General features: G+C 71.6%; 10 protein-coding genes. 7 read left to right on the top strand and 3 right to left on the bottom strand.

The window, feature by feature from the left end; all coding sequences use genetic code 11:
* The first annotated feature begins 8 nt into the window (after positions 1 to 8).
* The 5 genes from ABEA24_RS08375 to ABEA24_RS08355 all read left to right on the top strand — a co-directional run bounded on the left by ABEA24_RS08375 (position 9) and on the right by ABEA24_RS08355 (position 8,026).
* Positions 9 to 263, top strand: coding sequence for a DUF6406 domain-containing protein (locus tag ABEA24_RS08375; protein ID WP_345430096.1), 255 nt, complete (start codon positions 9 to 11; stop codon positions 261 to 263).
* A 32-nt stretch (positions 264 to 295) separates the two neighbouring features.
* Complete coding sequence (locus ABEA24_RS08370) at positions 296 to 1,027, top strand: type VII secretion system-associated protein (RefSeq protein ID WP_345430095.1); 732 nt, start codon at positions 296 to 298, stop codon at positions 1,025 to 1,027.
* A 257-nt stretch (positions 1,028 to 1,284) separates the two neighbouring features.
* On the top strand, positions 1,285 to 4,332 hold the full coding sequence (locus ABEA24_RS08365; protein WP_345430094.1) for a serine/threonine-protein kinase: 3,048 nt from the start codon (positions 1,285 to 1,287) through the stop codon (positions 4,330 to 4,332).
* Between the two features lie 201 nt (positions 4,333 to 4,533).
* A complete protein-coding gene (locus tag ABEA24_RS08360) occupies positions 4,534 to 5,739 on the top strand; it encodes an RICIN domain-containing protein (protein ID WP_345430093.1) in 1,206 nt (401 codons plus the stop codon).
* An 82-nt stretch (positions 5,740 to 5,821) separates the two neighbouring features.
* Positions 5,822 to 8,026, top strand: coding sequence for an ATP-binding protein (locus ABEA24_RS08355; protein ID WP_345430092.1), 2,205 nt, complete (start codon positions 5,822 to 5,824; stop codon positions 8,024 to 8,026).
* Between the two features lie 29 nt (positions 8,027 to 8,055).
* On the opposite strand, the gene ABEA24_RS08350 is transcribed toward ABEA24_RS08355, so the two are convergent.
* Positions 8,056 to 8,934 (bottom strand): maleate cis-trans isomerase family protein, encoded by an 879-nt coding sequence (locus tag ABEA24_RS08350; protein WP_345430091.1) that lies wholly within the window; start codon positions 8,932 to 8,934, stop codon positions 8,056 to 8,058.
* Positions 8,935 to 9,169: 235 nt separating this feature from the next.
* Between ABEA24_RS08350 and ABEA24_RS08345 the strand changes: the two genes are divergently transcribed.
* Positions 9,170 to 10,090 (top strand): LysR family transcriptional regulator, encoded by a 921-nt coding sequence (locus ABEA24_RS08345; protein ID WP_345430090.1) that lies wholly within the window; start codon positions 9,170 to 9,172, stop codon positions 10,088 to 10,090.
* Positions 10,091 to 10,206: 116 nt separating this feature from the next.
* Entirely contained in the window at positions 10,207 to 10,692 is a 486-nt protein-coding gene (locus tag ABEA24_RS08340; RefSeq protein WP_425551166.1) for a DUF3830 family protein, read from the top strand.
* 93 nt (positions 10,693 to 10,785) lie between these two features.
* Here the strand turns inward: ABEA24_RS08340 and ABEA24_RS08335 are convergent, their stop codons facing one another.
* Both ABEA24_RS08335 and ABEA24_RS08330 read right to left on the bottom strand, forming a co-directional pair.
* Positions 10,786 to 12,255, bottom strand: coding sequence for an amidase (locus tag ABEA24_RS08335; RefSeq protein WP_345430088.1), 1,470 nt, complete (start codon positions 12,253 to 12,255; stop codon positions 10,786 to 10,788).
* Positions 12,255 to 13,259, bottom strand: coding sequence for a D-2-hydroxyacid dehydrogenase (locus ABEA24_RS08330; protein ID WP_345430087.1), 1,005 nt, complete (start codon positions 13,257 to 13,259; stop codon positions 12,255 to 12,257). Before ABEA24_RS08330 ends, ABEA24_RS08335 begins: the two co-directional genes overlap by 1 nt.
* Positions 13,260 to 13,284: the final 25 nt, after the last annotated feature.

Genomic DNA, 13,284 nt, shown 5'->3' with positions numbered 1-13,284 from the left:
GGATGATCATGGCGATCGAAGAGATCCGTCTGCAGCGGGGTCGACAGCGGAACACCGCCATCGGTAGCTTCGGCGTGATCTACGTCGACGCGCGTGAGGGCCACCCGCTCACCGTGCGCCTGGGAGTCGCCGCCGAAGAGGAGAACCGCTACACCCTCCGTCCCGGCGACACGTTCCCCGTAGGCGACCAGACGTGGCGGCTCGACCGTGTGGACGACCCCGGCGGGCGGGACTGGACCGTTGTGCTGACCAAGGTCGGATAGCGCCGACCTCACCGGACATGGAGCGAGGAAGAGTGACGACCGAACAAGGCGACGTGCGCGAGGAACCGGCCGCGGCGATCGCCGGCGCCGAGACGATCCAGGGCGCCAGCGAGAGGATGCCTCCGGTTCCGGACTCCATCCGGGAGGCGGCACGGCTCGCCCCCGACCACTGGCTCGGCATGGTCGACCCGGCGTGGAACGAGGATGCCGAACCTCCCTCGTGGGCGGTGATCGGACAGTGGCGCTCGAGTCCCGAGGGCGAGATCGTCGAGTGGCGCGACAACGAGGACTACCGGCCGTCGCCGTCGGCGCTGGGCTGGCCCGAGCCGATCGATGACGTCGACGAGGCCGTCCAGCTCGCCGCGACGGGCTACGGTCCCGGCGAGGCCGTCGTCGAGGCGCTGGCCGCTCTGCCGGAGGCTGCGGTGTTCGTCACTCCCGAGGGCGATCCGCTGCCCGCCACCGCGCCGGACGGCAGGACGCGAGTCGTCCCGGTCTTCACCTCTCCGGCGTATCTGCAGGCGGCGGGCCGGTTGGCGTTCGAGGTGATGGGCGTAGGGGAACTGGCCGACCGGCTGCCTGCCGGCCACGTCCTCTATCTCAACCCCTCGGCCCCGGTGAGCATGACCGTGGACACCGGCATGCTCCTGGCGGCGCTGGAACAGACCGGCGCGGACGCCGACGAGGCCGGTGATCAGGACGACGTCGTCGAGCCGCCGGCGCGTCCGGCCACCGTCGGCGGCTCTGCCGGTGAGGATGCCTGATCCCACCCCCGCCGCTGGGCCGAGACCGTCGAAAACAGTCGCAAACGGGCGTGACCGGAAAAATACGGTCGCCTGCGGTGAACGAAAGCGCCATCGGGTCCGTATGCGTATGCGGGGCCACCTTTCGCCGAATCGCCTCCTTACGGACCGAAAGGTGACCTTAGTTCGCTGTGCGTAACGCCAAGGAGGCGCGCGGTGACGGATCCGCCGACCGGGCGGCCCTTCGCCGCGACCGCAGCCGTCGCCGGAGGTGAATCGTGACCCGCTGGAGAAGAGCGCCCGGCCGCCGGCCAGGACAGGGCGGGCAGGACGCCTCCGCCTCGACCGGGCCGGGAGACCGCGGCGCCGCCCGCGCGAAGAGCCGGGCAGCGGTCGTGGTCGACGAGTACGACGGTCTGATCCTGCTGCGCCCCTCTCCGGACGCGACGCCGCGCCGCGAGGACGTCGCCGAACTCGCCCGCGCCCTCGCCGGCGTGGACGAGTACTTCACCCTCGTCGTCGGTGCGGACGACGCGGGCGGTGAGCTCTGGGCCCGGCTCGGCACCGTGCTCGACTCCCTGCGCGCCAAGGGGGTCACCGCGGTTCGGCTCGTGCTGTCGGGCGCGGGTGCTCGACGCGCCGGCCGCCCCGCCCTCGCGCAGCGGATCGCCGACGGCTGGGGGATCGAGGTGATCGCTCCGGACGCGGGCGTCCTGATCCTGCCGGGCGGATCCCTGTTCGCCCTCGGTGCCGACGTGCCCGGCCACGGCTGGCGGGCGTTCACGCCGGGCGCGGAGCCGAGGCTCCTCGGGCCGCGCAGCCCGGTGCCGGCCTGGCAGTCCGCGCTGGCGCGGCTGCCCGGCCGTACCGCCGGTGGATACATCGTGGAGCAGGTTCCCGCCGGCGTCCTCGTGCGGTCGGCGCGCGAGCCGAGAGCCTGGGCGGCGAACCTCTGCTACTCGGTCCCGGTGGACGGTGAGCGCCTCACCGTTCTCGTCGGCGCCCCCCGGCTCAGCGGCGACGCGGAGCTCCGGGCCGACGAACTCGCCTCCCTGCTGACGGCCCTGCCCACGGCGACCCGTGCATCGGTCCGTCTCGCCCCGTGCGGCCCCATCGACCTGCTGTCCGTCGCGCAGGACACCGCCGAGATCCTGGGCGCCGAGCTGGAGATGTGGACCGGCCTCCCGCTGGTCGTCGGCTCCGAGACCGAGCCCGTCGTCCGGCCGGTCCTGATCGGTGCCGACGCCGAACCGACCTGGGCGCCGTTCGTCGAGACCGTCGCCTGCCGGCCGTACGGCGCCGACGGCACGGACGGTCCCGCCGCGCCCCGGCTGCTCCGCTGGCGCTCACCCCTGTCCGGAGGCGTCCAGACGGACGATGGCGTCATCCGCCTCTCGGATCGCTGGCAGGTCGCCGTGACGAGGTCCGGGCTGATCGTGGGGCCCCACGGCGAGCCGCCCACCCTCGCCGGACGGCCCGTGGCACCGGAACAGTTGGCCATCGAGGTGAACCTCCGCGGCGCGCCGGCCGACGACGCGCTCTTCGCCGGTCTGTCCCGCGTGCTCGCTGACCTGGACGCCGATGTCCGTGAGTTCGTCGCCCTGCACCGGGTCGCGCAGCCGGAGGGGTCGGACGACGATGGGTTCCGCCTGCTCCGGCTGGCCATCGAGCACAACGTGTCGCTCGTGGAGCCGACACCGGTCGAGGCGGCGCCCGCTCCCGCGTCGCCCACCGTACGGACCGTCGCGACGCCGCACACGACCCGGGCTCAGGCGGAGCCGTCCGCCTCTCCACCGGCGGCGAGAGCGGAGGCTTCCGCCTTCGCGGCCGAACACTCGGCGCCCGCACGAGCCAACGCCGCAGGACCGGCTGCCGACGGCTTCCCTTCGCCCACGCGGCCGTCCCTTCCCGATCGCGTGGCCTTCCCACCGTCCGCGCAGGCGAGTTCGCCCGCGCCTGTACCCGAAGAGTCCGTGGCCCCCGGGCGAGCGAATCCTTCCGGGGACCCGACGGAGGGCTCCGCACCGCCTCCGAACGGCGATCCGTCCCACGCGCCGGAACCGCCGGTCCCTCCGTCCTCCGCGGTCACGGACCCGACGCGTACCGATTCGTCGGCGCCGACCGGGCCGCGGCAGGGGAGTGACGCGAAATCGCTCCCGCCGAACCTGGCGGGGATCCCGCTGACCCCCGTTACGCCGAGAGAACCGGCCGAGCCCTCGGCACCGGCCGCCCCCGCACGGCCGGTGGAGCCTGAGACACCCGTACGGCCGGCGGAGTCTCAGGCTCCCGTACCGACGGCCGAATCCCAGGCTCCCGTACGGCCGACGGAGTCTCAGGCCCCCGTACCGTCGCCGAACCCTCGGCCGTCGGCGCCGTCCGCCGAGCCCATCGCCGCCGAGCGGCCGTCGACGACGACGGTCGCCGGCCCGGCCGCCTCCGATCCCGTGACGCCCTCCCGTACCGCCGAGCCGTCCCCGGCCGACCGGGCCGTGCCGCCGGCTCCGCCCGCCGAGCCACAGCCTGGTCCGGCCTCCGTCGCGGGGGGAGCGCGGCCCGGACCTGTCGCGAGACCCCTCCGCCGCAGCACCGAGGCGGAACGAGCGGAGTTCCGGTCCCTCATACAACCGATTTGGGAGCGGCACAGCGCTGCGGTGAACCGGGCGTTGACGCGGATGCCGGCGCTGCGCGGCGGGCAGGTGGACGCGGCACGGATCGATCTCGTCGCGGTGCACGTCCACCTGTCGGGCGGGCTCGGCGAGCCGTACGGCCGTGAGTCGGGATCACCGGGCGGACCCGGATTCCCCGACTCGTACCGCGCCTGCCTCACCTCCGGTCTGAGCCGTCTGCCGTCGTACCGGGGGGCGGCGGTTCGCGGCGGACTGTCCGCCGGCGCCGGTCTGGAGCGGTTCGTGCCGGGAACGGTCCTGCGCGGACCCGGGCCGGTCAGCGCGCTGCCGATCGGCGGCGCCGCGGGTCTGTCGGCCGCGGTGGGCGGATACGTCATCTGGTCCTCGACCGGTCGGCGGGTGCGCCCGCTGCTCGGCTCCGGATCAGGTGCCGGCTCCGAGGAGGTCGTGTTCTCCCCGGGAACCGCCTTCCGCGTGCTCGGCGTACGGTCCGACGGCCAGGCCCCGATCGTCCTCCTGAGCGAGGTCCTCGGCGGGGGATCGAAGACAGACGACCGGCCCGGCGTGCTCGGCGCCGCCGATCAGGCCGTTCTGGAGAAGCTCGGTGAAGCGCTGCGCCGGCACCCGGCCGCGGCCGAGGGAGCGTCTCCGGGCGGCTGGCCCGTCCGCTGCGCCGAGCCACTGGGCGGAGCCATGTGATGGAGGCCGCCTCGGGAAACGGCGAACAACCGGCCCCATCCGTGACTCTAATTTACAAATATGTAAGGAGAAAATATCGTGCCCTCCCAGTCGGGATCCGGCGAACCCACGGAGTCGCTCGGCGTCCGTCGACCGGTCAAGTTGCCTGAAGCGGACATAGATGCGGCAGAGGACCTGGCACCGGCCTCCGGTCCGACGTCCGTGGACGAGCCGGCGCCGGCCTCCGATCCCGCGTCCGCGGAGGAACAGGCTCCCGCGTCCGCTTCTCCTCCCGCGGAGGAGCAGACCCCGGCCTCTGAATCCACGTCCGAGCGGGAGGACGACAAGCCCGCCTCCGCCGGAGGGGAGACCGCCGACGCCGGTGAGGCCGCGCCGGAGGAAGAAGGCTCCGGCGGTGCTCAGGAACCGGCGGCGTCACCGGACGAGGCCACGAAGCCGGCGGCCGACGGCAAGGCACCTGAGGACGGCAAGAAGGACGACAAGGCCGCCAAGAAGGAGAAGCGCACCGCGTGGCTGCGGAACGTCGCGGTGGCGCCGGCGTCCCCGGACGGCGCTGCGGCGGCCGGCGACGAGATGCCGCCGGACCGGCCGCGCAAACCCGTTCTCGCCGCCGTGGCGATCGGCGGAGTCGTCCTGCTCTCGATCCCGATCTTGCTGGTCGGGAAGGGGTCCCACGACGGCAAGAAGCAACGCACCACCGCCGCGGCGGACAGGGTGATGACCGGCGGCGGGCAGGGCGCGGCAGGCGCGTACGCCTCCGCCTCGCCGACCGCCACCGCGTCACCGTCACCGTCGGCGTCCGCGTCTCCGAAGAAGGGCACGAAGGCCGGCACGGCCGGGTCCAAGGACGCCGCCGGGAAGCACGGGACCAAGGCGGGCAAGGGCAAGGTCGGCGTGACGAGCGGCGGGGGACGCTTCCCTACCGGGCCGAACTTCTCCACGACCACGCGCGTCCTGCTCCACAACACGATGACCGGCCTGTGCGCCGACGTCCCCGGCTACGGCAATGGCAGCATCGAGGGCCCGATCAACCAGTTCACGTGCACCCGGTCAAATAGTGACAACCAACTCTGGGATCTCGTCGTCAATATGAAGGGCGGCGGACCGCACGGGGCCGACCTGTTCACCATCCGCAACAGTAAGGACGACTACTGCTTCGATGTGCCTGGTGCGGGGCCCGCGCCCGCCCGTACCGCTCTGTCGGAAAACCTTTGCTATCCCGGGCTGAGCGACAACCAGATGTGGTATCTCGACGAGAGAAGCAGTGGCCACTTCTGGATCCGCAACTACGTCAGCCACAAGTTGTGCCTGGATGTGTCGGGCTATTACGGGTCCGGGGGGAAGGACGCCCGGCTCACCCTCTTCCCATGTGATCCCAAGGACGATCACATCTGGTCCTTCGGCTGATCGATCAGCGGGCTTGCCGATCCCCGACAAGCCATGCCCCGAGCCGGCCGAGCAGGCGAACGCGGCTGTGGAAGGCGAACGATTGAGCGACCACCTCAGGTTCGTGCTGTTGGGCCCGCTGGAGGCCTGGTCGGGTGACACCCGGCTCGACCTGGGCCCGCCTAAACGCCGTGTCCTCCTCGCCCGGCTGCTGATCGCCGACAGCCGTCCGGTGTCGGCGGACCGCCTGGGAGAGGACCTGTGGGAAGGGAATCCGCCTGCGGGTGCCCTGTCCTCCATCCACTCGCACATCAGTCGGCTGCGCGCCGTGCTGGAGCCGGATCGTACGCGGCGGGGAGGGCACACCGTCCTGCTCAGCGGATCGGCGGGGTACACGCTCAACGCGGCGCCCCACATCCGGGACTCGACCCGGTTCGAGGAGGCGGTCAACCACGCGCGCGGGCTGCTGACCCGCGGACGACTCACCGAGGCCCGCCGGGAGGTGCAGCGCGGCCTGACCCTGTGGCGCGGCACCGCCCTGGCCGACGCCGCCAACTACGCCTTCGCCGAGAGAGAGATCGCCCGGCTGGAGGAGATCCGGCTGGCGGCCGGTGAGCTGCACGCCACCGTTCTCCTCCACGAGGGCCGTCCCGATGAGGCGGCCGTCATCGCCGAGGAACTCACCACGCGGTCTCCGCTGCGCGAGGCCGCCTGGGCGCTGCTGCTGCGCGCCCTGTACCTGGTGGGCCGGCCCGCGGAGGCGCTACGGCGTTTCGAGACGATCCGTGCGCTGCTCGCCGATGAGCTGGGCACCGTGCCGGGACCCGAGCTCAGCGACGTTCACGTGGCGGTGCTCCGCCAGGACCTGGCAGCCCTGGCTCCCCGCCGCTCGCACGCGGCACCCGTCCCACTGGTGCGCCCGGCGGGCGCGGCCTCGGTCATCGTCGGCCGGACCGGCGAACTGACCCGGTTCGACGAGATCCTGAGCGACGCGGGCCAGGGCCGTACCCGCTGGGTGGTGCTGTCCGGGGAAGGGGGCATCGGCAAGACGCGGCTGGCCGAGGAGTTCGCGGCCCGTGCCGCGGACGCCGGGTTCAAGACCGTGTGGGTCCGGTGCGGCATCGACATCGGTTCGGAGGCGGACGGCGGGGACGGGGCGGACCCCATGGGCCGGCTGATCTCGATGGCGTACCCGGACATCCGCCTGGATGTCGGATCCGAGGCGGTCGTCGGCGAGCTGACGGAACGGCTGACCCGGCAGCCCACCATCTGCCTCATCGAGGATCTGCACCGGGCCGGCCCGCGTTTCCGGCGCCTGCTCGCCAGCTACGCCGCACTGCTGCGGGATGTGCCGCTCATCGTCGTCTGTACGACGCAGGACACCGACGACGCCGGCCTGCGCGAGCTCCTGGCCCTGCTCGTCCGGCAGACCCGCGCCACCCTCCTGCCGTTGGACCCGCTCACCGTCGCGGACATCCACGAGCTGATGCGACATCGGTCCACCCCGTTCAACCCGAGCGCACCGGGCAGCGAGCTCCATCAGCGAGAGGCGGCCGCGCTGCATCGGCGCGGCGAGGGGAACCCCTTCCTCATCACCGAGATCCTCGAGCTGCCCAGTGAGGAACGGACGGGACCGGGGGCGCGGCTTCCCGCGTCCGTCAGCAGGGTGCTGCGCGCACGCATGGACCTGCTGGACGACCGCGTGCTCACGATGCTGCAGGCCGTCGCGGTGACGGGTGGAGAGCTCGATCCCGAGCTCCTCCTCCGGATCCGGACGATCAGCCGCGAAGAGCTGCTGTCCCTCATCGACGCGGCCGTCACCACTCGGGTGCTGAACTGGGAGGACGGCACCGGCCCCGGCCGCCCAGGGCGGTACCTCATGCCCGATCTCGTCCGCGAGCTGGTGCTGCAGGACCTCACCCCGGCACGCCGTCAGTTGCTGCACACGGCCGCGGCCCGCGCGCTGGCCGAGTTGCCGCACCGCCATCCCGTGCACATCGCCCGCCATCTCATGGCCGCCGGTCCGCTCATCGCCCGTGAGGAGCTGGTCGACGCGGCGTTCGCGGCCGGCAACCGTTGCGCCGAGGACGACCAGCACGCCGAGGCGGCACTCTGGTTCGACCACGCCGCCGCGCTGGCGGACGATCCCGGCGTACGGGCGGAGGCCCGGCACGCGGCGGACACGGCTCGCCGACAGCTCGACCAGCTCGAGCGATGGATCGGCCATCCGTGCGATCCCGCCGATCTCCCCGGCGGCCCGGCGTGGCCGACGGACCCCGAATCCCGTGCCGGCCGACATAGCTCATAGGTCCCTCGGTACTCCGGACGCACACCCCCTCAGTTGAGGAGCGGATCATCCGGCACAGGAGGCGGGTCCAGCGCCTCGAGCACCTCCCCGTCGCCGAGCGTCTGACCTGCCAGCGCGACCTCGGGGAACGGCTGACCGGCGGGTAGTTGCGGCACAGGGCCGATCCCGATGCGTGTGGCCGGGTCGATCAGCGTCTGATTCGGACCGACCGCCGATATGTTCATGCGCCGGAGTGCGGCCCATATCGTCACCTGGTTGGCGGAGAGCACCGGACGTTGCAACTCGGCCTCAAGGTGCGGGATCACGTCGTACGTGGGCAGATTCGTGCAGCTGATGAACAGCGCGTCGGCGGTGTCGACCGCCGCCTGGCGAGCCATCTCCGCGACGTCGCGATACGGCACCTTCCATATCTCCCGGGTCAACCCGAGGTAGGCCCGCCCGGTCACCGCGACACCCGCCTCGCCGAGAAAGTCCTCCAGTGAATCGGTCACCGATTTGGTGTACGGGGTGACGATCGCGATGTTGCGCGCACCGATCTCCGCCAGCGCTTCGAGGAGCGCGCCCGAGGTGGTCACCGCGGGCAGTTCCGCGGCCTCGCTCATCGCCGTGGACATCGCCCGCTCGCCCGTCGTCCCACCGACGAAGCTGCCGGAGGTGCACGCGTAGGCGATCACCTCGGGCCGCACCGCGTGGAGCGCGCGGACGGCCTCACGCAGCGTCTCGTGCTCGCTGACGATCCGCGCCATGTCGAGGCTGACCTCGACCGGGACGAACGGCGTACGCGTCAGATGCAGCGACGTATCGTCCGGTACCCATCGCCACAGCTCGCGGTCGAGCGCGAAGTCGAACGGCGCGACGATGCCGATGCCGCGCTGCGGGATCGGACCGCCGAGAAAAGCGATCTGCAAGAAGACCCCCTTAGGGGCGGAGGGTACCGGGAAGGGCGAACATTGCTGACTGTTGACAATCTCCTACCGTCAGGGGTGCACGGCAAGGCGGACGGCCGGGAGTGGTCGAAGCGAGAAACACGAGGCCGGCGGGTGTGGACCGCCGGTAAGAGCTCGGGCGTCACGGGTTCAGTCTGCGATGCGGCCCGTCACCGCACCAGCAAGAATTTCCACGGTCTGCCATTAGCATCCCTACATGTTCGAGGTGCGTCGGCTCAGGCTGCTCTGGGAGTTGGCCGCGCACGGGACGATCGCAGCCGTGGCCGAGGCCTGCGCGCTGTCACCGTCGGCCGTGTCGCAGCAGTTGTCGTTGCTGGAGCGGGAGGTGCGCACCCCGCTGCTCATCCGGGACGGCAGACGGCTGGTACTGACCGAGGCCGCCCGCATCCTCGTCGCACACACCGAGCGCGTCCTGGCCGAGCTGGAACAGGCGCGCGCGGAGGTGGCGGCGCTCGATCACAACGTACGGGGGACGGTGGGGTTGGTCGCCTTCCCGAGCGCGGCGGGCGTGCTCGCCGCGCCGGCCATCGCCGAGTGCCAGGCGACCTATCCGGATCTGCGCGTCCTGCTCGGCGAAGAGGAGCCCGAGCAGAGCGTGGCGGGTCTCCGGGCCCGGCGAATCGATGTGGCACTGGTGTACGAGTACAACGTCCTGCCACGGCTGCATGACGCGGGTATCGAGCTACAGCCGCTGCTGCACGAGCCCCTGCTGCTGGCCCTGCCGCCGAGACGCGCCACCCAGATGGGGGACGGTGGTCCCGGCAGCCTCGAAGGGCTCAGCCAGGCGCGCTGGATCGCGCCGGGCAGCGACAGTGCGCTGCGGTCCGTGCTGGTGCGGGCCTGTAACGCCGCGGGGTTCGATCCGCAGCTGGACTACATCAGCGACGACTACAGGGTGATCATGGCACTCGTGCAGGCCGGAGTCGGAGTGTCGCTGATCCCTCGTCTCGCGGCGGAACAGCTGGCCGCCGAGGTGCGCCTGCACCCGGTCACCGACCTGCGTCTGACCCGTACCGTGTCGGTGGCCGTGCGGTCGGGCAGCGGCGGCGACCCGGCGATCGCCGCGCTCGTCCGCTCGCTGCGTCGCGTGGCCGGCCCCTTGCCAAACGGTGGCTGAGGCTGTTCTCATGACCGGACCATGTCGACATTCGATTGTCGACAAGAGGGCGGTCGGCTGCAGCGGGGCTCCGGCTGCCGATCCGAACGATCGGAGGATCGACAGTGGATCGCTACATCGAGATCACGCTTGAGAAGCGCGGCGTGAGCTGCGTTGCGAAGCTGCTGGACGACAAGGCCCCGCGGACCTGCGAGGCGGTCTGGAACGCCCTGCCCCTGGGCAAGGACGTCTTCCACGGCAAGTACGCCCGCAATGAGATCTACACGCTGGTACCGGCGTTCGCCGAGGTCGAGCCGGGCACCGAGAACCCAACGATCACCCCGATTCCAGGCGACGTCGCCTACTTCACCTTCGCCAACTGGCAGCTGAGCACCAGCTCGCACGGCTATGCGCAGGGAGGCCGTCCGCAGGAGGCGGAGAGCATCGTCGACCTCGCGTTGTTCTACGAGCGCAACAATCTGCTGCTCAACCCGGACACCGGCTTCGTGCCCGGCAACATCTTCGCCACCATCACCGAAGGCCTGGACCGGATCGCCGAGGCGGCGCAGGACCTGTGGCTGTCCGGCGTGATCGGGGAGTCCCTGACCTTCAAGCGCGCCTGACCGGTATCCGGCATTCCGCACGAAAGCCCGGAACCGGCAGGCAAGAAGGGGCGGGGAACGAGTGAACTCCCCGCACCGCCCCGCCCTGCTCGATCAGCCGTGCGGCCGGACCGGGCCCGCGGATACGACCCCATCGCTCACCAGCGCCTCGAAGAGGGTGTGGGAGGCGCGCAGCACCAGCGCGTCCTGGTGCCGGGCGGCGACCAGTTGCACACCCACCGGAAGTCCCTCCGCGGTCGTGCCACAGGGCACGCTGGCCGCCGGCTGCTGGGTGAGGTTGAAGGGGTAGGTGAACGGCGTCCAACCGGTCCAGCGCTCGAGACCGCTGTCCTCGGGGACCTCCCGGCCGGCCTCGAAGGCGGGTATCGGCAGGGTCGGGGTCACCAGCAGGTCATGGCGTTCGTGGAACGCGCCCATCCGCCGGCCCAGCGACATGCGCTCGTCCACCGCGCCGAGGTAGTCGAGCGCGCTCATGGCCGCCCCCTGCCGGCATATCTCCCGCAGCCCGGGGTCGAGTCGCTCCGACTGCTCGGACGTCAGGTGCTCGACCACCTTGGCCGCTCCGGAGAACCACAGGGTGTGGTAGGCCTGCACCGGATCGGCGAATCCGGGGTCCACCTCCTCGACGTGCGCACCCGACTCGGCGAGCAGCGCGACCGCCCGTCGCACCCGGACGGCCACCTGCGGGTCCACCGGCGCGCCCGCCAGGGTCGGGCTGTAGGCGACGCGTAGGCCGCGCACCCCGCCGGCCTGGGGAGCGATCTCAGCCCGGAAGCTGCCCGCGTACGGCGCCAGGGCCGACCAGTCGCGGCCGTCGGCGCCACAGATCACGTCCATCATGAGGGCCGCGTCCGCCACGGTACGGGTCATCGGCCCGGCATGGGCCAGCGTGCCGAACGGGCTCGCCGGATAGAGCGGGATCCTGCCGTACGTGGGTTTGAGACCGAAAATGCCGCAGAACGCGGCGGGGATGCGCACCGAGCCGCCGCCGTCGGTACCCACGGACAGCGGGGCCAGGCCCAGCGCGACAGCGGCCGCGCTGCCCCCGCTGGACCCACCGGAGGTGCGCGAGGGATCCCACGGATTACGCGTCACTCCGGTCAGCGGATTGTCGGTGACTCCCTTCCAGCCGAATTCCGGAGTCGTCGTCTTGCCGACGAAGACCGCTCCGTGCTCGCGCAGCCGGGCCACGCTCGGCGCGTCCTCGTCCCAGTCGCGGTCGGGGTCCACGCTCAGCGAGCCGCGCAGCGTCGGCCGGCCCTTGGTGAGCAGCAGGTCCTTGATGGACACCGGAACGCCGTCGAGGAGGCCCTGTGGTTCACCTCGGCGCCAGCGCTCCTGCGATGTCCGCGCCTGCGCGCGCGCCGTGTCACGGTCGACCAGGCAGAAGGCGTTCACCAGGGGATCGAGCCGCTCGATGCGGTCGAGCACGGCATCGACAACCTCCACGGGGGACAGGCTCCGGTTCGCGTACGCCGTGACCAGCTCCGTCGCGGTGTACGCACAGAGTTCGTCGGTGCCGGTGCCCTCCGTCTCGGTCCTGCCACGGTCGAGCTCGGTCATCACATGCCCTCCTCGATCTTCGGCGTGTCCGCCGCGGCCACGGGTACGTATCCCAGCTTCTTGTCCACGATGTTGTGCAGGGGGCGACCGGACACCCAGCGCTCGAAGTTGCTCAGGAAGACCTCGGCGAGATCTTCCAGCCAGCCGTGCGTGTCGGCCGACATGTGCGGGGAGACGAGCAGCCCGGGGGTCTGCCACAGCGGGCTGTCGCCGGGCAGTGGCTCCTCCCGGAACACGTCCAGGGCCGCCCCTCCCAGCCGGCCCTCGCGCAGCGCCGCCACCAGGTCGTCCTCGACGACCAGCGGGCCGCGGCCGACGTTGATGAAGCGTGCGCCCCGCTTCATCCGGCCGAACGTCGCGGCGTCGAACATGTCGGCCGTCTCGTCGGTCAGCGGCGCGGCACTGACCACCCAGTCCGCCTCCGGAAGCAGCCGGGGCAACTCGCCGAAGCCGTGGACGCGGCCGAAGTCCGGATCGGCCTCACGGGCGGTGCGTGCCACGAGTGCCGTTCGCAGGCCGAGCGCGGACAGCAGGCGGGCCGTGGCGCGCCCGATGGGACCGCCGCCCACCACCACGGCACGGGTGCCGGCCACTCGTTCCGTCTCTCGGTGCCGCCAGATTTGAGAGCGCTGCAAGTCGTACGTGCCGGGGAGATCCTTGGCCATGGCCAGGACCAGACCGGCCACGTACTCGGCGATCGGCCGCTCGAAGACCCCACGGGAATTGGTGATCACGGCGTCCGAGTCGATCAGCGCGGGGAAGATCAGGCGATCCACGCCGGCGCTGGCGGTGTGCACCCACCGCGGTCCGCCGTGTTCGGGCCAGGCCTCGGGCAGGGCATCGGTCAGGAAGTCCCACACCAGGAGGACGTCGGCCTCCGCCAGCGCCTCCCGCAGGCCCTTCTGTGTGACCTGCCGTAGCCGGGCCGCCTGACCTAGACGTTCCAGGAGCGGGGGCCTGTCGTCCCCGAGAACCACGACGACAGGGGGTCCGGTCTCGCTCATCAGGCGCCCTTCATTTCGCTGCGAC

Origin of the sequence: Actinoallomurus vinaceus, assembly GCF_039542055.1 — a bacterium.
GTDB lineage: Bacteria > Actinomycetota > Actinomycetes > Streptosporangiales > Streptosporangiaceae > Actinoallomurus > Actinoallomurus vinaceus.
This window is presented reverse-complemented; position numbering and strand designations above follow the sequence as displayed.

Coding starts and splice junctions, on each gene's coding strand:
- ABEA24_RS08375 (WP_345430096.1), top strand. CDS start 9: ATGGCGATCGAAGAGATCCGTCTGCAGCGGGGTCGACAGCGGAACACC.
- ABEA24_RS08345 (WP_345430090.1), top strand. CDS start 9,170: ATGTTCGAGGTGCGTCGGCTCAGGCTGCTCTGGGAGTTGGCCGCGCAC.
- ABEA24_RS08335 (WP_345430088.1), bottom strand. CDS start 12,255: ATGACCGAGCTCGACCGTGGCAGGACCGAGACGGAGGGCACCGGCACC.
- ABEA24_RS08330 (WP_345430087.1), bottom strand. CDS start 13,259: ATGAGCGAGACCGGACCCCCTGTCGTCGTGGTTCTCGGGGACGACAGG.